This window comes from Lactiplantibacillus modestisalitolerans, assembly GCF_005405425.1.
Taxonomy (GTDB): Bacteria; Bacillota; Bacilli; order Lactobacillales; family Lactobacillaceae; genus Lactiplantibacillus; species Lactiplantibacillus modestisalitolerans.
In genome coordinates, this window is record NZ_BJEA01000003.1 from 152,338 (window position 1) to 174,120 (window position 21,783).

At 50.6% G+C, this 21,783-nt stretch carries 19 protein-coding genes and 1 other RNA gene; 13 read left to right on the plus strand and 7 right to left on the minus strand.

Annotated elements, in window-relative coordinates:
• Positions 1 to 29 precede the first annotated feature (29 nt).
• Both mvaD and mvk read right to left on the minus strand, forming a co-directional pair.
• On the minus strand, positions 30 to 1,022 hold the full coding sequence (gene mvaD / locus FFM79_RS02435) for a diphosphomevalonate decarboxylase (protein ID WP_137641876.1): 993 nt from the start codon (positions 1,020 to 1,022) through the stop codon (positions 30 to 32).
• A 15-nt stretch (positions 1,023 to 1,037) separates the two neighbouring features.
• Positions 1,038 to 1,976: a mevalonate kinase gene (gene mvk, locus FFM79_RS02440; protein WP_137641877.1), complete on the minus strand. Its 939-nt coding sequence runs from the start codon at positions 1,974 to 1,976 to the stop codon at positions 1,038 to 1,040.
• A gap of 389 nt (positions 1,977 to 2,365) precedes the next feature.
• On the opposite strand from mvk, the gene FFM79_RS02445 reads away from it, so the two are divergent.
• From FFM79_RS02445 to FFM79_RS02460, 4 genes are all read left to right on the plus strand, one after another.
• Positions 2,366 to 5,170, plus strand: coding sequence for a helicase C-terminal domain-containing protein (locus FFM79_RS02445; RefSeq protein WP_137641878.1), 2,805 nt, complete (start codon positions 2,366 to 2,368; stop codon positions 5,168 to 5,170).
• 66 nt (positions 5,171 to 5,236) lie between these two features.
• A complete protein-coding gene (locus tag FFM79_RS02450; RefSeq protein WP_137641879.1) occupies positions 5,237 to 5,737 on the plus strand; it encodes a cell wall elongation regulator TseB-like domain-containing protein in 501 nt (166 codons plus the stop codon).
• Positions 5,738 to 5,766: 29 nt separating this feature from the next.
• Positions 5,767 to 6,957, plus strand: a complete 1,191-nt coding sequence (locus FFM79_RS02455; protein WP_170177352.1) for a pyridoxal phosphate-dependent aminotransferase — start codon at positions 5,767 to 5,769, stop codon at positions 6,955 to 6,957.
• A gap of 142 nt (positions 6,958 to 7,099) precedes the next feature.
• Positions 7,100 to 7,837, plus strand: coding sequence for a DnaD domain protein (locus FFM79_RS02460; RefSeq protein WP_137641880.1), 738 nt, complete (start codon positions 7,100 to 7,102; stop codon positions 7,835 to 7,837).
• A 116-nt stretch (positions 7,838 to 7,953) separates the two neighbouring features.
• On the opposite strand, the gene FFM79_RS02465 is transcribed toward FFM79_RS02460, so the two are convergent.
• Both FFM79_RS02465 and recU read right to left on the minus strand, forming a co-directional pair.
• Entirely contained in the window at positions 7,954 to 10,293 is a 2,340-nt protein-coding gene (locus FFM79_RS02465) for a transglycosylase domain-containing protein (RefSeq protein WP_137641881.1), read from the minus strand.
• On the minus strand, positions 10,280 to 10,927 hold the full coding sequence (gene recU, locus FFM79_RS02470) for a Holliday junction resolvase RecU (protein ID WP_137641882.1): 648 nt from the start codon (positions 10,925 to 10,927) through the stop codon (positions 10,280 to 10,282). The genes FFM79_RS02465 and recU overlap by 14 nt, the downstream gene beginning before the upstream one ends.
• Positions 10,928 to 11,030: 103 nt before the next feature.
• Between recU and FFM79_RS02475 the strand changes: the two genes are divergently transcribed.
• The 4 genes from FFM79_RS02475 to FFM79_RS02490 all read left to right on the plus strand — a co-directional run bounded on the left by FFM79_RS02475 (position 11,031) and on the right by FFM79_RS02490 (position 13,734).
• Positions 11,031 to 11,600 (plus strand): SLOG family protein, encoded by a 570-nt coding sequence (locus FFM79_RS02475; protein WP_137641883.1) that lies wholly within the window; start codon positions 11,031 to 11,033, stop codon positions 11,598 to 11,600.
• Positions 11,601 to 11,674: 74 nt separating this feature from the next.
• On the plus strand, positions 11,675 to 12,016 hold the full coding sequence (gene gpsB / locus FFM79_RS02480) for a cell division regulator GpsB (protein ID WP_137641884.1): 342 nt from the start codon (positions 11,675 to 11,677) through the stop codon (positions 12,014 to 12,016).
• Positions 12,017 to 12,032: 16 nt separating this feature from the next.
• Positions 12,033 to 12,413, plus strand: an RNA gene (gene rnpB, locus FFM79_RS02485) — RNase P RNA component class B.
• A 163-nt stretch (positions 12,414 to 12,576) separates the two neighbouring features.
• Positions 12,577 to 13,734 (plus strand): THUMP domain-containing class I SAM-dependent RNA methyltransferase, encoded by a 1,158-nt coding sequence (locus FFM79_RS02490; RefSeq protein WP_137641885.1) that lies wholly within the window; start codon positions 12,577 to 12,579, stop codon positions 13,732 to 13,734.
• A 134-nt stretch (positions 13,735 to 13,868) separates the two neighbouring features.
• Here FFM79_RS02490 and FFM79_RS02495 read toward each other — a convergent pair whose 3' ends face one another.
• On the minus strand, positions 13,869 to 14,621 hold the full coding sequence (locus tag FFM79_RS02495; RefSeq protein ID WP_137641886.1) for an alpha/beta fold hydrolase: 753 nt from the start codon (positions 14,619 to 14,621) through the stop codon (positions 13,869 to 13,871).
• Positions 14,622 to 14,792: 171 nt separating this feature from the next.
• Here FFM79_RS02495 and FFM79_RS02500 point away from each other — a divergent pair, with 171 nt between their 5' ends.
• Positions 14,793 to 15,545, plus strand: a complete 753-nt coding sequence (locus FFM79_RS02500; RefSeq protein ID WP_137641887.1) for a hypothetical protein — start codon at positions 14,793 to 14,795, stop codon at positions 15,543 to 15,545.
• Between the two features lie 3 nt (positions 15,546 to 15,548).
• On the plus strand, positions 15,549 to 16,220 hold the full coding sequence (locus FFM79_RS02505; protein WP_137641888.1) for an ATP-binding cassette domain-containing protein: 672 nt from the start codon (positions 15,549 to 15,551) through the stop codon (positions 16,218 to 16,220).
• 449 nt (positions 16,221 to 16,669) lie between these two features.
• Here FFM79_RS02505 and FFM79_RS02510 read toward each other — a convergent pair whose 3' ends face one another.
• Positions 16,670 to 17,746 carry a hypothetical protein gene (locus tag FFM79_RS02510; RefSeq protein WP_137641889.1) on the minus strand — a complete coding sequence of 359 codons (1,077 nt, stop codon included), beginning with the start codon at positions 17,744 to 17,746 and terminating at the stop codon, positions 16,670 to 16,672.
• A gap of 202 nt (positions 17,747 to 17,948) precedes the next feature.
• Here FFM79_RS02510 and FFM79_RS02515 point away from each other — a divergent pair, with 202 nt between their 5' ends.
• Complete coding sequence (locus FFM79_RS02515; RefSeq protein ID WP_137641890.1) at positions 17,949 to 19,058, plus strand: NAD(P)/FAD-dependent oxidoreductase; 1,110 nt, start codon at positions 17,949 to 17,951, stop codon at positions 19,056 to 19,058.
• On the opposite strand, the gene FFM79_RS02520 is transcribed toward FFM79_RS02515, so the two are convergent.
• The gene (locus FFM79_RS02520) at positions 19,055 to 19,438 is read right to left on the minus strand and encodes a ribonuclease HI family protein (protein ID WP_137641891.1); all 384 of its coding nucleotides are present in this window, start codon (positions 19,436 to 19,438) and stop codon (positions 19,055 to 19,057) included. The two genes, FFM79_RS02515 and FFM79_RS02520, sit on opposite strands and share 4 nt — an antisense overlap.
• 36 nt (positions 19,439 to 19,474) lie before the next feature.
• Here FFM79_RS02520 and FFM79_RS02525 point away from each other — a divergent pair, with 36 nt between their 5' ends.
• Entirely contained in the window at positions 19,475 to 19,864 is a 390-nt protein-coding gene (locus FFM79_RS02525) for an EbsA family protein (RefSeq protein WP_137641892.1), read from the plus strand.
• Positions 19,865 to 19,959: 95 nt separating this feature from the next.
• Positions 19,960 to 21,615 carry a formate--tetrahydrofolate ligase gene (locus tag FFM79_RS02530; protein ID WP_137641893.1) on the plus strand — a complete coding sequence of 552 codons (1,656 nt, stop codon included), beginning with the start codon at positions 19,960 to 19,962 and terminating at the stop codon, positions 21,613 to 21,615.
• The last annotated feature ends 168 nt before the right edge of the window (positions 21,616 to 21,783 follow it).

A 21,783-nucleotide genomic window follows, 5' to 3' on the forward strand; every position in this document is an offset into this window, starting at 1 on the left:
GTCCTTTCGGGGCCACCGGTAGGGTAGCCCTATTCAATTGATGCGTCCTCCGTGACCGTAATTCCCGGCCCGGGCTTTGCGACGATCAGTTGTTCAGCGGCAAAGGCTTGTTTAAGGGCGGTCGTAATTACGGTCGTATCGCGACCCGCACAAATAATCTTCACGTTCGGGCCAGCGTCCAAAGTATAATAACAGTTAATCCCCCGTGCGCGCAAGTCTTTAACCGTGTTGATCGCGGTCAGCGTATCAGCGGTAAAGTACGTGAAGGCTGGCTCGGCGCTGAGATTAAGCGCGTGCATCCGCATGGCACTTCGTTCGGCAATCGTCCCAACCGCTTCGAGGTCGCGAGCTGAAATTGCTGCCCGCATGGCAGTTAAATCGTGCTTGGTCGTTTCGATCCACGCCGGGTAATAGGGCGAGGTTGCAACAACGCGGGCCATGCCCGCCGTTGAACTGATCGGCTTGGGCGACTTCTTAAGGACAACGGCAATCATCTGGATATCCCAGTCCACCGGGTCTTGAAGTGGTTCGGCGTACGATGACTGGTCGTCATGACCAGCGTGCCATTCGACAAAGCCCCCGAAAATTGAGCGGGTCGCTGATCCGGATCCGCGCCGGGCGAGCCGGCTCAACTCAGTCGGGGTCAGGGTCATCCCCGCAGCCCGGCTGGCCGCGGCGGCTAATGCTGCAAACCCGGATGCTGACGAGGCGAGCCCCGCAGAGGTTGGGACGTGGTTGGTCGTTACGACTTCTGCGGCGGCCGTTTGGCCACTTTGTTGCCGAATTAGGTCAAGAAAAGTACTGATGCGCTGGGCTTGTGGCGCCGCCAACCGGGTCCCGTTGAACGTAATTTGATCCGTCGGGAGCTGGTCATTAAAGCGCACCTGCGTTTGGGTGTAAAAGTGGTCGAGCGTTAATGAAATACTACCAGTCTGTGGCAACATTAAGGTGGCGTCGCGTTTCCCCCAATACTTCACGAGCGCAATGTTAGTGTGGGCTTTAGCCGTCACTGTTTTTGACATGTTGGTTCCTCCAAATTAATCGTTTGTTAGTAGCGGTTCCACCCAGGTGGCGGTGGCACCGGCGGCCGCTAGTTTTTGTGAAAGTTGGTTGGCGAGGCTTTCTTCGGGAACGAGGGCAATCATGCAACCACCCTGACCGCTACCGGTCAATTTAGCTGCTAAGGCCCCGTTTTGGCGGGCAACGGCCAGCAACTGTTCCAAAGCCGGGTGGCTAACGCCGATTGAACGGAGGTCGTCTTGCGCCCCGTTTAAAGCGCCGGCCAACGCCGTCATGTTTCCGGTTGCCAAGGCGTCTCGCGTTTGCTGGGTCAATTTGCCCAGGTCGTCGATGCGTGCTTGGATTGTTTGGCCCTCCACAATTAATAAGTTCTTAACCGTGGCGACGGCCACCTTGGTTTGACTCTTAATGCCGGTATCGGCAATCACTAAGTAGCCGGGTAACTTCACGGGAATCGGGTAGTTTTCACGGCCCTTAACGAACCAGACGGGAGACTTAGCACTGGCCGTCGCAACGTCCAGCCCGCTTGGTTGACCGTGGGTGTAACTTTCAGCGATGTTGGCCGTTTTAAGCAGGGTCTGGTGGGAAAGCGGACGTTCAAAAAAGTCGTAAAAAGCGCGCGTAACCGCAACGGCGGCCGCAGCGGATGAGCCCATTCCGCGTTCGGACGGAATATCGCTGGTAATGTGAATGTCAAAGCCTTGATCGGGCGCGTCAAACCGGCTGAGCAAAGTTTTAATCAGCGCTTGAACGCCCCCTAAATTAGCGGTCATGGCGTTAAAGTCGCCATTAAAGTAGCGACTTTTGACCGTTTGGGCGGCCGTCTGTCGGTGAATCACGGCCTGCATTTGAATGGTGGAGATGGGTAGCGCGATTGCGGGCTGACCGTAAACCACCCCGTGTTCACCGATTAAAATAATTTTGGCATGACTCGTGCCAGTAGCTAGTTCTTTCAAACGTGTCGCGCCTTTCTATGTAAGTTTATAATCAGGTCAATAATACCGTATTATGGTGTTTTTGGCTACGGGGATTGGGTGAGAATCCGCAATCTTAGTGGAATTCTTAACATGCTTTACAAGCGTTACTGAATTAATGAACGTTTGAAAGCGGGGCGTTGTGATAAGCTGAGTGGACGTGCTAAAATTGGAACGATAACATTAAATTATCATGAGGATGTTCCGTTACTTTTCGAAGTTGTTGAACTGAAAAGTCCCCATGGTCCTAGGCCCGAATTTTAAGGGGCGTATGCTATAATTTATTGTGAAAATAACGGTCTTAATATTGCCGTTAACGAACTAACGTGTTTAGCACGTTTAGTTAAAAGACTAAATTTGGGGAAATGACCATGAAACCTAATACAACCTATGCCGTCGTGGACATTGAAACCACCGGTACTAGTGTTAAGGATGGCGACCGGATCATTCAGATCGGTTGTGCATTTGTAAAGAATAATCACATTGTGAATACGTTTGCAGCTGACGTTAACCCGTTAACGACGGTGCCACCGACGATTGAAAACTTGACCGGGATCAGTAACGCCCGGGTGCGGAAAGCGTCGCCGTTCGATGATTTAGCGGGTACCGTGTATAGCCTGTTGCAGGGAACGGTGTTTGTTGCCCATAACGTCAATTTTGATCTGCCGTTTATTAACGCTGAATTACAGCGGGTGGGCTATCCAGAGCTACCGATTCAAGCGGTTGACACCGTTTCGCTAAGCCAAATCTTAATGCCCACGGCACCAAGTTTTCGGTTACGAGATCTCAGCCACGCACTAAACATTAACCATGCGCACCCCCATTCAGCGGATAGTGACGCTACGGCGACCGCCCACCTATTTATTGAGTTGCAACGGCGCTTGCGGGCGTTACCGTTAAGCACGCTGCAACGAATGGTCCAGTTAGCGCCGGATCTGCCGCGTGAAACGGCCGATTTGTTTAGTTATGCGTTTCAGCAGGGAAAACAACACCCGCAACCGCTCCCAAAGCAATTGATGATCAAAAACGGGATTGCGCTTCGCCAGCAACGCTTGCCCCAAACGGCCTTTGGGCGCCAAGCCGTCCGTTACCCGTTAACTAAGGCGCAAAAGAGTCGCCTGTTTACTGACCAGTTAGTTTATCGTTCTCAGCAAGCGCGGATGATGAATCAAATTTACCGCCACTATACTAAGGAACAAACGCAGACCCGGCCGTTGCTCATTGAAGCGCCGACTGGCACGGGTAAAACGTTGGGCTACTTATTACCGATGGCCTACTTGGCGCAGCACGGTCAGCAAGTCATTATCAGTACGGCGACGACCGTGTTACAAAATCAGTTATATGAGCAGGTCAAGCACTTAAATCAGGTGTTGCCCAACCCGGTGACCGCGGTCGTGATTAAGGGTAATCACCATTACGTGGATTTAAATCGGTTTGCGCGCGGCTTAGCTTTACACGAGCCGTCAAAGCAAACCCAGTTGTTAAAGTTACGGGTGCTCGTTTGGTTGACGATGACGACCACTGGCGACCTGGATGAACTGCACTTAACGACGTATCAAGCGCCGTATTTTTCCGAAATTGCGCACCACGGGGTTGCGACTCTGAAGGCGGATGATCCGTTCTTTAAGGAAGATTTTCTGCGGTATCGCGATCAGTTGATTGCCCAGGCGACCTTTGTGATTACCAATCATGCTTATTTAATGCACCACGTCGCGCAACTGGGGAGCCGACAAGAACGGCCCCACTTAGTATTGGATGAAGCACAGCATCTATCAGACGGTGTTTTACGGGAGTCCCGGCAAAAATTTGATTTCAACTTTTACATGGCCGCGACCCACAGTTTAACGAGCCGAATTGATCAGGAGCACGGCCTAAACTTGCGGGCGTTGTTTGCTGAACAGCCGCAAGCGGATTACCGGTTGAAGTTGCTTGATAATTCATTGCGGGATACCGATTTACACTTACAACAGTTTCAAGCCGCGCTGGCCCGGACCTTTGTGCCACACCAGCCGGGGGGCAGTCAACCGGTCGAACTGACGATTACGATGCCGGAAATGACCGACTTTTTTGCAACGCATAACGCGTTAATTAAGCAGCTTCAAACGGCCATTGAAAACTGTTTCTTACAGTTCCAGCAACTAAATGAGCAGTATCAACATGATCAGTCACAGGTTTTGCCTAATGAGCAACACGTGCTGGATGAATTTTATAACCGGCTACAAGAGTTGCGGCACGGTTACCAACTGTTACGGAACTGGTTGTTACCGGCGACCCGCGAGCAACGGGTGTTCTGGGTCAATTTAAATCAATACCATGACCGGGGAAGCCTGAGCTTGTCGGGGAGTCTCATTGATACGCAGGGTTACTTTAAGACCCAACTGTACCCGTACTTTAGTGCGCCGCTCTTTACGGGGGCGACGTTGTTTGCGACTGGCAAGTCTCAATTTGTGTACCGGCAACTGGATTTGGACCCGGAAACGGTCGTCCACCACCAGTTAGCCACGCCGTTTGACTTAGCCAAGCAGGCTCGCCTAATGATTGCCACCGACGCCCATCCGGCGGAACAGTCGAACGGTAAGCAGCGGGTCGCGTACCTGACGCGGGCGATTGAAACGATTACGCGCGCTTGCCCTAAGCAAACGTTAGTGTTATTTAATTCGCTGAGCATGATTGAAGCAGTCTTTTACCGCTTACGTCAGCAGAATTTTGACCCCGAACGTGAATTACTCGCGCAGGGAGTCAACGGCAGTCGTGAAAAGCTCCTGCGGCGGTTTAAGCAGGGGGACAATGCAGTCCTGCTAGGGGCTGCGAGTTTCTGGGAGGGAATTGATCTACCCCGTGAACAACTGGAGTTGGTAATCGTGACCCAGTTGCCGTTTGAGTCGCCCGACCAAACGATGGTCAAGGCCCGTTATCAGCAAATTCGGCAAGCCAACCGCAACCCGTTTTATGACGCGGCACTACCGCAAGCGGCGCTGCGGCTCCGCCAAGGCCTGGGCCGGTTGATTCGAACTTCGGAGGATCGCGGTGCGGCGGTTATTTTAGACGACCGGTTGAGCACTAAGCGCTATGGCCACACGATTTTAAAGGCGTTACCTAAAACGCTGACGCCGATTGATGGTTCGGTCAGTGAGATTGCAAACCAACTTCAAAGTTTTTTCAAAAGTCAGCCTTAAAGGGGTCCGGATTCGGCGAAGTTTGCTATAATTAGCTTATCTGTTTTTGAAAGGATCAGGAAAAGTATGCGAGTTCAAAGAAGAAGACGTCCCGAGCGACTGATCATGATTGTGTTACTCGTGATCTTAGCCCTGATTGTTGCCGTTTACGGTACGTTATGGGCGGCGCAACGGCCCGTCCATCAAGCGCAAAAAACGGCTTATAGTTTGGCAACGAGTAAGGGTAAGTTAAAAACCACGACCGGTTTTTCGCAGTATAATGGTAACCAAAGCTACTACGTGGTGACGGGGACCGCTGCAAAACAGGAACCGGTGTACGCCCTGATTAATACGAACAAGCACCATCAAACGACGGTGGTTAAGCAGTCGGCGGGAATTTCTCGAACGAAGGCGCTCCGAAAAGTTTGGTCGAAACGCAACCCGAGCAAGGTGATTAAAGCAACGCTGGGGAAGTATGACGGTCAGGTGGTCTGGGAAATTACCTATTTGAATCAGAAACAAAACCTGTGCTATGAAATTTTACAATATTCGAATGGTAGCCGGGTTAAGTCCATTATTAATATTTAACTTTTATTTTTGAAGGAGTGCGGATCTTTATGGAATTATCGCGAAAAGTCATGCGGATTCAACCATCAGCAACGTTGAAAATCAGTACGACTGCGAAACAAATGATTGCGGCTGGCGTCGATGTGATTAACTTAGGGATTGGTGAACCCGATTACCAAACCCCTGAAAACATTAAACAGGCGGCCATTGATAGTATTCAAAATGGTCAGGCCAGTTTTTACACGCCAACGACCGGACTCCCAGCCCTGCGACGGGCAATTGCGGATCGGATTGAAGCCGACCATGGTTACTGCTTTGACCCGAGTCAAATCGTGGTGACGGATGGGGCGAAGATGGCGTTATTTACGCTGTTTCAAGTGATCTTAAATCCGGGCGATGAAGTGCTGTTGCCAGTCCCTTACTGGGTCAGCTACTCTGAACAGGTGAAATTAGCGGACGGGGTTCCGGTTGAAGTGCCAACCAACCAACAACTCCGCTTTACGACTGCTGACTTGGATCGGTACTACACGAAGCGGACCAAGGCCCTGGTTTTAAATTCGCCACAAAATCCTTCTGGGTTAGTTTATACGCGAGCAGAATTGACCGCCATTGTTAACTGGGCTACTGAACACGACGTGCTGGTTATTGCGGATGAAATTTATGAAAAGCTGATTTATAACGGTAACGAGTTCACGTCGGTACTCGAATTAGACGACGTTGATATGAATCACGTGCTATTAACGAACGGGGTCTCCAAGGCCTATTCAATGACGGGCTGGCGGATTGGCTACGCGGCTGGGCCCCAGGCAATCATTACGAAGATGGGGACCTTACTGGGCCACGCGTCCAGTAACCCGGCTGCCGTTTCACAGTACGCCGCCATCGAAGCCTTTAGTGGGGATCAGACGTCGGTAGAGACGATGCGGCAAGGTTTTGAAGCCCGGCTAAATGAATTGTACCCGCTGATTTTAAGTATTCCGGGTTTTAAGTTACCGGCTGGTAAGCCGGCCGGTGCGTTCTACTTATTCCCAGATGTTACCGAGGCATTGCATTTAACGGGTTACGCGGATAGCGTTACCTTTGCTACGGCCGTTTTAGAAGAAGCCCACGTGGGAATCGTACCCGGGGAAGCCTTTGGGTTACCTGGACACGTTCGGATGAGCTATGCGACTGATATGTCATCACTTAAGAAGGCCTATCAACGGATCAAGGCGTTTGTTGAACAAAAGATGACGAAGTAGGTTAGCGTTAAGATTGAAATAACAAGAAAGTGTGCTAAAAGTCGGCAGACTTTTGGCGCACGTTTCGGCTATTAATATTCGGAAATACACAAGAGGCTGTGACTAATGTCACAGCCTCCTTGTTAGTAGGAGGTAGAAATCAATGGAATCATTAGCCCGCGCGTTAATTAACGAGGGGCAGACGACGGTTGCAAACGCGTTGTTGGCGCACTACCGCGAAATTGGGCTGACCAACGATGAGCTCCTCGTTTACTTACAATTTAAACGGTTTATGGATCAGGGGCAGCAATTTCCAGATGCTACCGTTATTGCGCAGAGTATGGGAACGAGTGCCAATACCGTTTTTCAGCACCTGCACGAAATGCTCGCTAAGAAGTTGTTAACGATTGAATCGATTACCGGTACGGACCAAAAAATTCATGATCGCTATAATTTTGACGGCTTGTATGATAAATTGGCCGTCGCGTTGACGAAGGCGGCTACGGCAACGGCTGCGGCACCGAAAGTCAACGCCCGCCAGAAGGTCTTTCGGGCGATTCAAACTGAATTTGGACGCGATTTATCGCCAATTGAGATGGAAAGTATTAGTAAGTGGTTTGACGAAGACCACTACGACCCGGACGTCATTGAATTAGCACTCCGGGAGGCCGTGTTACGGCAAGTCTATAACTTAACTTACATGGACCGCATTTTGTTAAACTGGCAAAAACGCAACCTGAAAACCGCGGCCCAGGTAGAGGCTGAACGGCAGCGGAGTATTGAAAACCGGTTGAATTCAGCCCCTAAGCAGAAGCGCCAAACCACTGAACAGGCCCGGCCGCGAATCCCACTTTTTAAGTTGGGTGAAGGTCCGCGCGGTAACCAGTCGTCTTCGGATTAACGTGGCCTTGAGCAGCGTTAGCTGGCGGCAATGTGAACACCAATTGGTGTAATCAAAAGCCCCCCAAAACCATTTTGGTTTTGGGGGGCTTTTATGTCGTGTTCAATCTGAATTAATTAGCGGGTTGGGTCTTGGCTGTTTTGTTCGTTATCTGTTGGTGCTGAAGAACTGGATTCAGCTGATTCAGCGCTGGAACTTTCAGCCGGTGCACTGCTACTACTGCTACTTTCCGAGCTGCTTGAAGAGGCTTCTGATTCACTTGAAGAGGCTTCTGATTCGCTGGACGAGCTTTCACTCGATGATTCAGCCTCGTGGCTGCTAGAGCTTGATGCGGATTCGGAACTTGAGCTAGCCGTACTGGAACTTGAGTGACTGGATGACGAACTTTTAGCATTCGTTCCAGAAGAGGCTTCGGCGTCGGAGAAGAGGTGACCGACAACGTACAATTCGGCCACGCCATTCTTCTTGGTTTCGGCAACGGAACTCGGTCGGGTCCAGTCAGAGTTTGGTGAGTGTTCCTGTAAGTAGGTCATCATCTCGCGGTAAATGACTTGGGCGATTCGGGAGTCCGCGGACGTGAGGTAGCCAATGGCGTTGCCGTTGCTATCACGTTCGTAGGCGTTGGCGTATCCGGTCCAAACGGCGACGGAATAGTTCTTAGTGTATCCGGCCATCCACGAGTCCATGTTGGCGCTAGATGGCACCTTATGCTTAAAGGAGTCCGGGTAACCATCGGTCCCAGTCTTCCCAGCCTGGTAGACGCCGCTGATCTTAGCGGTCGTTGCGGTCCCGGTTGCGCTGTTGATGACACCTTTTAACATATCGGTGATCATGTAGGCGGTCGACTTCTTCATAACCCGTTTTCCGCTGCTGCTGTAACTGGTACTTTCACCGTCCTGAGTCGTAACCTGGTTAATGTAGTACGGTTTGTGGTACGTTCCGCCGTTGGCAAACGCCGCGTAGGCGCCAGCAACTTGTAGTGAGGAAACGTTCGCCCCAATGGCGTACGAATACGGAATGGTCTTATCCTTCAAGTTCATTCCGAGACTGTTGGCAAATTGCTTAGCCTTCGTCCGGCCAACGGTTTCAAGGGTCTTAACCGCCGGAATGTTCCGGGATTGGACCAACGCTTGCCGCATGGTCATATTGCCAAGGGTCTTGTTATCAAAGTCGTTAACCGAGATGTCAGTTCCAGGATAATTATACTTGGTGTCGGCAACGGTCTTGTAAGTCGGCCAACTGTGGTACTCAATTGCCGGCCCATAATCGAGAATTGGTTTCATTGTCGAAGCGTTTGACCGGTCGGTTTGGACCGCCCGGTTCGTCCCGTAAGTCACGTCGGTATGCTTGCGGCTCCCAATCATCGCAGAAACTTTACCGGTGTACGAATCAACTACCGAAACCCCTAACTGGAAGCGGTCGTTGGGGTAGTTGACGTAGGTCGACGTGTTAGCGATGTTATACAAGCGCCGCTGGGCATTCATATTTAAGTTCGTGTAAACTTTTAAGCCGTCCTTGTACGGACTGTAACCCTTATCCTGCAAGTCCGCAATGACTTCCTTGAGGTAGGCGTCTGCGATTTTATTTTTCTTCTGCTGCTTTTGGAAACTCTTGTGCGTTGAGGCGAGTCCGCTTTTAACGTTCGTTGCCATCGCGGCCGTTTCCTGAGACTTACTGATCTCGTTATTATCGTACATCGCCTTGAGCACTAAGTTACGGCGGTTCTTGGCGTATTGCGGATAAGTGGTGGGATCATAATAGGTTGGGGATTGCGGCATTCCGGCCAGCAGTGCCAATTGGCTTAAGTTGAGCTCGCTGAGGGACTTGCCGTAGTAGTATTTAGCGGCCGTTCCCATGCCGTAAATTCCGTTACCCATATAAACTTTATTAATGTAAAATTCCAAAATCTGCGACTTACTAAAGTGTTTCTCAACGTTTAATGCGAGCCAGGCTTCCTGCGCCTTAACTTTAAGATTTCGGTCGGACGTACTGGTTGAGAAGACGGAGAGTTTGATCAGCTGCATGGTTAGCGTACTCCCACCTTGCATACCGAGTGAACTTCCCTTTAAGTTACCGAGGGCGGCCCCGATGATCCGGTAGTAATCGACCCCTTTGTGGCGGTAGAACCGGCGGTCTTCAATCGAAACAACCGCTTTTTTCAGTGTTGCCGGAATGTCACTCGACTTCACGTACTGCCGGTTGTTACTCCCAAGACTCGTAATGAGTTGCTTGTTAGCATCGTAGATTCGCGTTGAATTTTCACTGCGCATGCTATCCTCGGTAATTTTCGGGGCGCTTTGCGCGTAGTAGAAAAACAACCCGGCGCCGGCTAAGCCAACAATGAAAACGAGCGCAACGATCGCCAAAACGATGCGCCGAAACCAATGCTTCTTAGGCGGCTGGGGTTGCTGACGTTTGCGGGCAACCCGTGAGTTTTGTTCATTATTTCCTGCCATAATGTTCTCCTTTATGGTTTGATGATGACTCATCAATTAGATTATCAACCGCACTCAAATACGGAATGCGTGGATTGATGTGATAATGTAATTCGGTTGCTAGCCGCTCAATAACGGTTAACGGAATGGACTTGCGGCCACCAGCGGCCTGTTGGTCCCAGTAACCAAAGAGGTCGGTTGCCGTTAATAGGAACAGACGGCCAAGTGTGGCAAACCGGATCACAACGAAGCAAATCCCACCTTGGTGGAGACATTGCCGCATGTGTTGAATCTGGTGCGCATGGAAGTTTTTTAACGGGAAGGCCGTCTTACTCTTAGTTTCTTTCGCCTCGAAGTCTAAGTATTTACCACGGTAGACGCCGTTGTAGTCCGTTGTGGAAGCCTGCTTAAAGTAAGCTTCGCGAATAACGGCGGCGCTGCGCCGGGGGTAGTCGACCTTGACGATTTGGATTGGCGTTGGCTTTTTATGAATAACTGCGATATCATTTTCAAGATAATAGGTATTGCTGTCGTTTATTTCTTGTTCCAAACTCATCCCACGGTCGCCAAAGTTAACGTTAGCGAACTTGGAAGTCGTGGCCTTCGAGTGGCTGGGCTGGCGATAAACTTTACCATTTGGATAGCGAATCGTCACAGTAATCAACCTCCTAATAATGTTACATTTTACCATTAACTCGCATAATGTGAAATATCTGTGAGTTTTTCGCCGTATTTCTTAGATGAAAGGGGACGTTAATATGAGCCGACTATGGCTAAGCGGTTATCGAAGTTACGAATTAAATGTTTTTGGTGAGCAGGATGCGAAGCTGCAGGTGATTAAGTACGCCCTGACTAACTTTTTGACGACGCAAATTGAAGACGGCGTTGACTGGTTGATCACTGGTGGTCAGCTCGGCATTGAGCAGTGGGCCGCCGCGGTGGGGCTGACTTTAAAGCAAACTTATCCGGAACTTAAAGTGGCGATGATGCTCCCATACGGTGAGTTTGGTCAACGGTGGAACGAAACCAATCAGGCCAAGCTCCAAGCGTTACTCACCCAAGTTGATTTTACCGCGCCCGTCAGTCAACGCCCGTATGAAAGTCCCCAACAACTAAAAAATTATCAAGCTTTTATGGTTAGCCATACCGATGCCGCCGCATTGGTCTACGATCCTGATCATCCCGGCAAACCAACCTATGATTACGATATTATCAAGCAATACGCGGATGAACATCCGTACCCGTTAACCGTCATTGATTTCGATTGGTTACAAGAAAGTGCTAATGAATATGCAGAAATACAGAATAATGGTTTTAATTTTGAATGAAGTCTGCTACAATGTTTTAAGTAATGCGAATGCCACAGGGGCATTGCGCGAATAACAATGAGGTGTTTTTAAATATGGCTAAACGTAATTTTACTCCCAAAGACATCCTTCAAAAAGAATTCAAGCCAAAGATGCGGGGTTATGATCCCGCTGACGTGGATGGGTTTTTAGATAATGTCATTAAGGACTATGAGTCATTTACTAAAGATAACCAACAACTTTCAGATGAAAACGAACGGTTACGGGCAAAGGTCGATGAATTGACGAAACAAGTTGCCGTTGGCGCAACCAGTCCGGCTTCGCAACCGACTAATACGGTCACGAATATGGATATTCTGAAACGTTTATCTAATTTGGAACGCCACGTTTTCGGTGCACAGTTAGATAACAATCAAAATGAGTCACACCGGCTTTAGGCGGTGATTCAATGTAAATTCTGGGTAATCGCGGTCGGCAAATGTCGGCTGAGGAAGGTCCATGCTCGCACAGGCTGAGATGCTTGTAGTGTTCGTGCTCGGTGAAAAAATAAGCCGGGGTACCGATTTTTAATCGGTAACGGCGGGAAAAACGGCTAAGGCGCAAGCTATGCCCGAGTATCCCTGAAAAGTGCCACAGTGACGATACTTAGCTGGAAACGGCTAAGTTGGAACGCGGTAAACCCCGCGAGCGGGCAACCCAAACTACGGTAGGGGCGCTTCACATCGGTAAATGAACCAAATGTGGGGGGAGATCCTCGTGATCTCGAGATAGATGATTGCCGCCTTATCAACAGACGCCTGTTCTTTGGTAAGGTACAAAACATGGCCTACAGGAATTTACATTTAGACAGGAACTAGGGTAGAAGCTTGCTTTTACCCTAGTTTTTTTGTACATTCAGTGAGCAAACCAGCCGCTCGTTTCGGAAATATGCTAAACTAGTTGAGGATGAAATGAGCTTAACGATACCGGTTGGGTAACAACCGCGTAGGAGGAAAAAATGAAAAATTTTAAATTAATCGCGACCGCCGCGAGCGGGATTGAAGCGTTAGTTGGCCGCGAATTACGAGATTTAGGGTACCAAACGCAGGTCGAAAATGGCCGGGTGCGGTTTAACGGAACCATTAAAGACGTTTTACGGACCAATTTATGGCTCCGCACCGCTGACCGGATCAAAATTATCGTGGGCGAGTTTGACGCGTTTACGTTTGACGAGTTGTTTGAAAAAACGTTAGCCCTTCCTTGGGACCAGTTACTCCCAATGGACGCTGAATTTCCGGTCGAAGGTAAGTCCCGGAACTCAAAACTACACAGCGTGCCCGACGTGCAATCAATCGTTAAAAAGGCGATTGTGAACCAGTTAGCCACGACGTACCACCGCAACGGCTTCTTACCCGAAACGGGGGCGTTGTTCCCACTCGAAGTGGCCATCAACAAGGACCACGTTCTATTGACGCTAGACACGACCGGCTCGAGTCTCTTTAAGCGGGGCTACCGGGTTGAAAAGGGGGGCGCACCGCTGAAGGAAAACATGGCGGCCGCCCTAGTGATGCTGGCTAAGTGGTATCCGGACAATCCGTTTATTGACCCGGTCTGCGGTTCGGGAACGATTCCGATTGAGGCGGCCCTCTTAGCCCGCAATATCGCGCCGGGCTTTAACCGCGCGTTCGCCTGTGAAAAATGGGATTGGGTTCCCGCGGGGCTGAGTCAAGAACTACGGGATGAAGCCGATGGGCAGGCGGACTACGATACTGAACTGGATATTAGCGGTTACGATATTGATGGTAAGATGATTGACATCGCCCGCTTGAACGCGCGCGAAGCCGGGCTATTACACGATATTCACTTTAAACAGCTAGCCGTCAAAGACTTTACGACGGATAAGGTCAACGGGGTCATTATTGCCAACCCGCCGTACGGGGAACGGTTGAGTGACCGGGATAGCGTCCGGATCTTGTACCGGCAGATGGGCCAAGTTTACGGTAAATTACCAAGTTGGAGTAAGTATATTTTGACTAGTGACTTGGAATTTGAAGACTTTTATGGTCAAAAAGCCACTAAGCGCCGCAAGCTGTATAACGGGGCACTGCGGACCGACTACTTCCAATATTGGGGGAAGCGGATTCGGCCAGCCCAAAAGGCGGAACCGCAAGCCTAATTCAGCGTGATTAAGAACTAATTTAAAGGAAGCTTCCAAGAACCGGGTTAACGGCCGGCTTGGAAGCTTCCTTTGGTTTATGAGGAGTGGGGGTGAACCGTTGCTGTGGTAAGCCCAAGCCCCTTCCAGTTAGGCTAATTAAGATAGTAATCAAAGAAATTAGCGATTTTATTCATTAGTGGCACCTTAACTAAGTGTTTAGCGTGGTAACCGGTAATGAAGGCGACCTGTTCAGCGTAGGGTTCGTGATGCACCCGGTCAAAGAAGTCGCGGGCTTGATGATATGGAATCCGTTCATCCGCCGTCCCGTGCCAAAATAGCACCGGGCGGTGATCAATTTTGGCGGGGTGCTGATTCAAATCGTAGTGATCGAGCCAGCTAGTTAAAAGGGCCATGTCCGCTGGTAAATATAAGTGGTGCTGGGCAGCGGTTTGCCGAACGAGCGCCGCGTAAGCGTCTAAGTTTGGCGTTCCCATAATGATGGCAGCGGCTTTGATTTCGGGGTGGTGGGTCAGCAGTGCCCCGGTGGTCATACCGCCCATCGAGTAGCCCCCGACCCCAATTTGGCCGTTTAAGATTAGTTGGTGGTCTTGATAATACTGAATAATGCGACTGAATTCGGCTAAGTTCCCTTGGATACTGTTCCAAAACGTGAAGGATGGTAGCGTACTGACCGGTTGGAGGCGTTCACCGTGGTTATCAGCATCCGGGAGGACGACCCGAATGGCATGCTGAGCCAGCTTGCGAGCCTGGGTGAGCACTAACTCCTTATTGGAACGCCAACCGTGGTAAAACACGACGAGTGGCCGGGGAGCGGTGAGCTGCGCCGCAGCGTTAACTTCTAAGATTGGAATGTCTTGAATTTTTTTGGCTTCAATTTTAATCATGATATTTAACTCACTTTATTAAAAATATTATTAAGATAACTGTGACAGATTTACAGCAAAAATACAACTTTCAAACCGCGGCGGGGTGTTGACGACCACTTAGGATAAGAATATAATATTTCAATGAATAAAATTAGGATTTGATTAAATTCTTAAAAAGAGGGCCGCGCGATGCATAAATATTGGATGCAGGTGTTCATCTATACGAACTATTTTTTTAAAGTGTTGCGGGATGACTTAGGGGTGCTCGTCTATACCATTGGTCTACCGGTCGTGTTTTTAGGACTGAATACGAGTCGCTTTATCGGCACCCCGCTAACCACGCTCCAATTCGCTGACCGGGTGTTGCCGTTCATTGCTTGGATGATCTTTTCGAACGTGTTAGTGGCCATGACGTCGATTGGGCAGCTTCGGGAACACGGTTATCTAAAACAGTACCGAACGCTGGTGGTGAACGTTTCGGTCTTAATTGTGAGCGAACTCCTCGTGACGGTTACGTTGCTTGCGGTTACGCTGATCATCGTTGCCGCGGTGGCGGCCGGGGCGTTCCACTTAGCCTTTTGGCAACTACTGTGGCAGTTGGGACTGACCCTCGTGCTCGTTTATCCCCCAACGGTGGGCTTCTGCTTACCCGTATTAGCGGTTGCGATGAATACGAAAACGCTCAACGCCGTGTTGAACGTCGTCACGCTGGTAGTGATGTTTGGCTCCGCCGCCATTAACCAAGTAATGACGCCCAGTTTGACAAATCCAATCATTAATTTAATGAGTCCGGTTTATTTCGATTTGAACGTCTTTATTGCGCTAACTCAGGGGCAGTTATTGAGGTATGTCGGTACGTACCTCCTGGTATTAGTCTTTTGGGGGTGCGTGGGTCACTGGAGTTACCGGCACCTCGTGATTCTTCCGAAGGAGGCGGCGTAAACGATGAACATTCAACACTTAACGTATGGTTTTCCGCGCACGAAGGCCGTCTTTTTCGACGACGTGAGCTTTAGCTTACAGTCGCCGGGCGTTAATTTTTTAATCGGTGAAAACGGGGCGGGGAAAACAACGCTAGCGGACATCTTAACCGGTAGTCGGCCGAGCAACTTGGCCCTCACTTGGCAAGCAATCTACTTAAACCAGCAATTGCCAATGTTGTCGTCGGTGCGGGTTTGCGATGTGGCGCAACTCGTGCTCGGGATTGAGTACGGGGAACGCCATTTAACGTTAGCACGGTTACAAAAGCGGGTCGATGCCGCAACGTTGACGTTTCTGACGCCCCTTTGGCAGCAACGCTACGGGCAATTATCGGGTGGTCAGCGGAAACTCGTGCAACTATTGCTCTTTTTGCAAGTTGACCGCCAGCTAGTGGTCTTGGATGAGCCGACTGCCGCGATTGATCGTCAAAATGTCCAGCGCCTATTTGCGGGGATGCGGGCGCATTCGGAGCGGACTTACTTGGTGATCACGCATGATAGTCGCGACGTGGCTGCCTTTGACGCGTTTAACGTCCTGTGGTTGCATCAGCACCGAATAAAGTGCTACCAACCGCAAGCCTTTTATCAAGCTGCGCAGACGGAGCCGTTTCTCGGCGCGTTTGTTGCGGGGCATTAAAACTAAAAATGGGTGCTGACCGGTCAAGTGGTCAGCACCCATTTTTAAGGTTCTATGATAGATGGTGTTAATCTGCTAAGAAGAGCGCTATTTGAATGTTAATTAAATTCGCTGTGGCTACCAAAATAAGCAAGAGCATATTAACTTTAATTAAGTAACCGTTTTGCGGAATCAGTTTCATTAATTGGGATTTGCTAAAGTAAGTTGTGGAACTTTGTATCAAGTCCAGTCTAGCTAGTAGTGGGTGTAACCATGGCTCAACTGCGAAATTATTCTTAGTCGGAAGTGGGTTGCTTCCGGCTTAGAATAAGGCTCGAATTTGAGATTGCTCAGCGGTTTTCTGAGTGAGCTCAAATCGATGCCCGCAGTGTTCCAGCCAACCGGTTACACCCGTTACTGGCGGCAATCCCAACACCAATTGGTACAGCACCCATTTTTAGCGCGTTTGCTTAGTAGAAGTAATAGTAAGACGCAACCGCTGCAAGCCAACCGAGAATCCAAAGTAACCCCACGCTAAAGCGGGCACAGTTAGCATGGTACTGGTAGCGCTTGAACTGGGCCTCGTCCGAGATGGTCAAAGGAAGTTGTTCAAGGTGCGGTAGCTGTTGTAGGGCTTGGTAACGCCGGGTAGGCCAGCTACGCGCAATCAGTGCAACTAGGATGAGGGCAATCAGCGCGTCAATCGCGGCGGGAATGACGGCCGAATAGTCCACGCTAAAGGCTGGGGCCCAGAGGTTGCGGTAAACGACCCAGAAAGCGGCCAGTCCGAAGGCTAGGGCCACGAGCCGGCTAGCGTAAACCAGCCGTAACGGTTGCTTTAAAGCGGGAACTTGTTGCCGAAGGGCGCGGTCCGCTTGGTAGCCGACCGTACCCCGGTGCGCCTTGGTTGCGGTTAACCAGCGATTGGCAAGTAAGTACGGAATTTGAATGAGAGCCGTACAAAGCGCAATCGTCGGAATTGCCAATGCCGTTGTCAGTAGTAAGTATTCAAGTACCAGGGCCGGGATCGTACTAATGGAAACGGCCCGGGCAATCCAAATAATTAGAATGGCTAGTGCTAGGGCGAGGCTACTGAGGACCTGGTGCCACCGGTAGCGTTTCAAGGTCTTGTTTTCCGCGAGGGTCCAAGCAGAATGATTAGGAGCGGCTTGTAATTGCCGGTAAACGTAGCCTGGGTAGACCAGAGCGGCCACCTGAATCAGGGGGAGCCCGATCAGTAGCAGGATAACGCTCGTTAAAGCGGCGCCGGTTGGAAAAATCAGCAGGGCCAATTTGGTTTCAACGATGATGCCACTAATGATCAGGAGCACCGCACCGAGAAGCCAACTACCGCCACTTAAGCCGGCGACCCAGCGATCCCGTGGTCGGGTTAAAGTCGTCCGCACAACGCGGTGCGCAAACGCATACTGAGCGCGTAGCCCCAGCGGTTGGGCGGGTTGAATGTACGGATGGTGCCAATTTTGCCACTGCATCCAAATGATGAAGGCGGCTAAGAGAATCAGTAATAGAATAACGGTAAGTAACATTGCAATAAGTCCTTTAATTAAATATAGTCGTGCATCACTAACTAGTGTAGGCCGAAGTTGTGGTTAAAATGTGACGGTTTCTTAAAATTTGGCACTTTTTTAAAGAACTGGGGTAAGTTGAACATAATCAACCGAGCTCCGATGCCGTCAACCGGGTGCGGTATGCTAAAATAGGATTAGACTAAGTCTTGGAGGCGTAGCAATGCGAAAACAAGTAACGATTATTGGGAGTGGGATTGTCGGTGCCGTAACGGCGTACTATTTAAGTGCGGATCCGACGTTAACGGTCACCATGTACGACGACGGGATTGGTCAGGCGACTAAAAACGCGGCGGGAATCATCTCACCGTGGTTGTCGAAACGCCGTAATCAGCGCTGGTACCGCCTAGCTAAGGCGGGGGCGGCCCTGTACCCGCAAATTGTCGCGGATACGCAGCTGGGCGTTTCGGTGTACCAGCAATGTGGGACCATCGTAACGCGGCGAACGGCGGCTGACGTGGAAGCATTGTACCAACTAGCGCAGGAACGGCGGCAAGCGGCGCCCCAAATTGGGACGATCACGAAGTTGTCCGCGCAGGCGGTGCAGGACCGGATTCCGTTACTAACCACGGCCGACCCCGGCATCTTTATTAGTGGTGGGGCCCGCGTTGATGGTGAGCGGTTTGCCCACCACCTGTTAAAATACGCCGAGAAACGCAACCTCGTTCGGCATAAGGGAAAGGTCCGCTTAGGTGATCAGGGGCAGTTGTTGACGCCAAACGGGCAGCAGCAGTACGATACGTTAATTTTAGCGGTCGGAGCCTGGTTAAAGCCACTCCTGTTGCCGATGAAGTTAGTCGCGGATGTTCGCCCCCAAAAGGGCCAACTGATTGAATTTGACCTCCCCCAGTCCTGGAGCGATGATGTGCCCGTCTTGATGCCGGAGGGGGAGCGGGACTTTATTCCATTTACCCGCAGTAAGTTAGTGGTGGGCGCGACCCATGAAAATGATCAGGGATACGACTTGCAAGTTTCGTCGCTGGTTGAAAAGGATTTGTTTGCGAGTGCGTCCCAACTAGATCGTGACTTACAGTACTCGCAGATTAGTCGCGTTAAGGTTGGTACGCGGGCCTATACGCGTGACTTTGCGCCGTTCTTTGGTCCCCTACCAGACAATCCGCATATTTTAGTGGCGAGTGGGTTAGGTTCGTCCGGATTAACAACCGGGCCAATGATCGGAAAACTGCTAGCTGATTACGTTCAAACGGGGCAGCAAACCGACTGGGATCAATACCAGTTACCGATTGAAACGTATTTACAACCGGGTGATTAATTTTGGTGAAGGGCCTGTTGGGCTAACTGGTGGGCGCCGCGATTGGCGCTCTCGGCGATCCATTGCGTGACGACTAATTGGCATTGGTCCTGCAAGTTGAGCAGGGTTGCCAGCTCGACCGCGTAGTGTTTACTATAAGCTTTATCGACACTTTCAGCGACAATCTGGCTATCGGTATAAAAGAAGACCGTTTGGTTCGGACCATAAGTATCAATTAAGATTTTAAACCCCGCAATTGCCGCCAGAAATTCTGCGGTATGATTATCGGTGGCGGGTAGTGCTTGCTTGTAGGGGGACTGGTGCCCCGCGTTAATCAGCAGCATTCCCGCCGCACAACGACCACTTTTAGGGGCCAGTGCGGCGTCAGTATAAAGTTGCATTGTGGTTCACTCCCTAAGATGAAAGGATTTTTTATCGTGAATAATGAGAAGTACACGTTTAAGTATCAACCAAATTGGACGTCAAGTCTAATCGTTTGGTCCTGGACCATCCTCGTGGGCGCGCTGGGCGTCATTTTATGGCTAGAAATAATGAAATTTAAGTGGCTATTTGTGCTGATTGCGCTCCTCTTTTTTGGCCTGGTCGGGTTACAAATTGGGTTACGCCGCGTCTCCGTTGACCGTAATTTAATGATTTTTAGTACGGTCCTGAATCATGCTTGGCTCGTGATTCCGCGGGACCAGTTGGAATTAATTGCGCCGAGCCGCGGGGGCCTTCAAGTTCAAATCGATGGCAACACCTATCACTTTCTAATGCGAAGAAAGGACCGCGACGCCCTGATTAAACGGGTCCAAGTTGATGAATAACCGAACAAAATAAATTAAAAGACGAATTAATGTTCATATTTGCTTCAAAATCAGTATAATGGAACTAAGCAAATTGAAAAAGGAGCGTTCTGATAGTGAAAGATATTGAAATCGCACAAGCGGTGACGCCACAACCGATTACGGAGATTGCGGCTAAAGCCGGTTTAACGAGTGATCAAATCGATCAGTATGGTAGTGCTAAGGCCAAAGTTAAGTTACCACTACCGGTTAAGGATACGAAGCGCAAGTTGATTTTGGTGACGTCGATTAACCCAACGCCGGCGGGCGAGGGTAAGTCGACGGTCACAATCGGGTTAGGCGACGCCCTGACTAAGATTGGTGAGTCCACGATCATTGCGTTGCGCGAGCCGTCCCTGGGTCCCGTAATGGGGATGAAGGGTGGCGCCACGGGTGGTGGTTACTCGCAAGTGATTCCGATGGAAGACATCAACCTACACTTTACGGGTGATATGCACGCCTTGACTGCGGCCAATAATACGTTGGCGGCCTTGATCGATAATCATATTCAACAGGGCAACGAGCTGGGAATTGATCAACGGCGGATTCAATGGAAGCGTGCGCTGGACATTAATGACCGGGCGCTGCGTCATACCATGATTGGTTTGGGCGGCCCAACGTCGGGCGTTCCGCGCGAAGACGGGTTTGATATTACCGTTGCGAGTGAATTAATGGCCATTCTCTGTTTGTCGGAAAACATTGCGGATTTAAAGCGGCGCATCAACCGAATCGTGATTGGATACACGCATGACCGCCAACCCGTGACGGTGGCCGATTTAAAGGTTGGCGGCGCGATTGCCCTGCTACTAAAGGACGCGCTGCGGCCGAACTTAGTGCAGACGCTGGCCCACACACCCGCCTTCGTTCACGGTGGTCCGTTTGCGAACATTGCACACGGCTGTAACAGTGTACTGGCGACGCAGGCCGGGTTAAACTTAGCCGACTACACGGTGACGGAAGCGGGCTTCGGGGCCGACCTCGGTGGCGAAAAGTTTATGGATATTAACGTGCCTGCCGTGGGTCAGGCGCCGAATGCCGTGGTGATTGTCGCGACGATTCGGGCATTAAAGATGCACGGTGGGGTCGCCCTAGCCGATTTAAATGCGGAAAACGTAGCAGCATTGCAGGCTGGTGCGGCCAACCTCGGGCACCACGTGCGGGCGATGCAGCGTTATGGCGTTCCGGTCGTAGTTGCCATTAACCAGTTTACGGCTGACACGCCGGCCGAGATTCAAGCGGTTAAGGATTACTGTGCGGACCTCGGAGTGGAAGCCGTTTTGGCGGATGTTTGGGGTCAAGGTGGGGCTGGCGCGACCGACTTAGCGCGGGCCGTGGTTAAATTATGTGACCAACCGAGTGATTTTACCCCCTTATCGCCAGCGGATGCGCCGCTGGAGGATAAGATTCAAGCCATCGTTGAGAAAACTTACGGGGGCGCCAAGGTCGCCTATTCGGCTAAGGCTAAGCGGCAGTTACGAACGTTTGCTAAGCGGGGTTGGGATCAGTTGCCCGTCTGCATGGCTAAAACCCAGTATTCGCTTAGTGATAACCCGAAACTGTTAGGGGCGCCAAGTGGTTTTACAATTAACGTGCGCGAGTTTGTGCCGAAGCTAGGGGCGGGCTTTATCGTCGCCTTAACCGGCAACGTCTTAACGATGCCGGGGCTACCAAAGCATCCGGCTGCACTTGACATGGATATTAGTGATGATGGTAAGATTTCGGGTCTGTTCTAAATGAAACGGTGCTTGCTTTGGGGGTTGCGCTATTGCCGACTTAGTAACGGTGGTTAAGCGGGCCTGACAAACCAAGCAAATTTAACAGCTACCGCCGGGTTGCACTTTGGTTGCGCTTGGCGGTAGCTTTTTATTGTGACCGGGGCGTTGTGCCCACAGAACGGGCTT

What these genes read in the sequence shown, in the direction of transcription:
- FFM79_RS02450 (WP_137641879.1), top strand. Translation starts at nt 5,237, where the DNA reads ATGCGAGTTCAAAGAAGAAGACGTCCCGAGCGACTGATCATGATTGTG.
- FFM79_RS02515 (WP_137641890.1), top strand. Translation starts at nt 17,949, where the DNA reads ATGCGAAAACAAGTAACGATTATTGGGAGTGGGATTGTCGGTGCCGTA.
- FFM79_RS02455 (WP_170177352.1), top strand. Translation starts at nt 5,767, where the DNA reads ATGGAATTATCGCGAAAAGTCATGCGGATTCAACCATCAGCAACGTTG.
- mvaD (WP_137641876.1), bottom strand. Translation starts at nt 1,022, where the DNA reads ATGTCAAAAACAGTGACGGCTAAAGCCCACACTAACATTGCGCTCGTG.
- FFM79_RS02505 (WP_137641888.1), top strand. Translation starts at nt 15,549, where the DNA reads ATGAACATTCAACACTTAACGTATGGTTTTCCGCGCACGAAGGCCGTC.
- FFM79_RS02490 (WP_137641885.1), top strand. Translation starts at nt 12,577, where the DNA reads ATGAAAAATTTTAAATTAATCGCGACCGCCGCGAGCGGGATTGAAGCG.
- FFM79_RS02520 (WP_137641891.1), bottom strand. Translation starts at nt 19,438, where the DNA reads ATGCAACTTTATACTGACGCCGCACTGGCCCCTAAAAGTGGTCGTTGT.
- FFM79_RS02460 (WP_137641880.1), top strand. Translation starts at nt 7,100, where the DNA reads ATGGAATCATTAGCCCGCGCGTTAATTAACGAGGGGCAGACGACGGTT.
- FFM79_RS02465 (WP_137641881.1), bottom strand. Translation starts at nt 10,293, where the DNA reads ATGGCAGGAAATAATGAACAAAACTCACGGGTTGCCCGCAAACGTCAG.
- FFM79_RS02500 (WP_137641887.1), top strand. Translation starts at nt 14,793, where the DNA reads ATGCATAAATATTGGATGCAGGTGTTCATCTATACGAACTATTTTTTT.
- FFM79_RS02475 (WP_137641883.1), top strand. Translation starts at nt 11,031, where the DNA reads ATGAGCCGACTATGGCTAAGCGGTTATCGAAGTTACGAATTAAATGTT.
- FFM79_RS02445 (WP_137641878.1), top strand. Translation starts at nt 2,366, where the DNA reads ATGAAACCTAATACAACCTATGCCGTCGTGGACATTGAAACCACCGGT.
- FFM79_RS02495 (WP_137641886.1), bottom strand. Translation starts at nt 14,621, where the DNA reads ATGATTAAAATTGAAGCCAAAAAAATTCAAGACATTCCAATCTTAGAA.
- FFM79_RS02510 (WP_137641889.1), bottom strand. Translation starts at nt 17,746, where the DNA reads ATGTTACTTACCGTTATTCTATTACTGATTCTCTTAGCCGCCTTCATC.
- gpsB (WP_137641884.1), top strand. Translation starts at nt 11,675, where the DNA reads ATGGCTAAACGTAATTTTACTCCCAAAGACATCCTTCAAAAAGAATTC.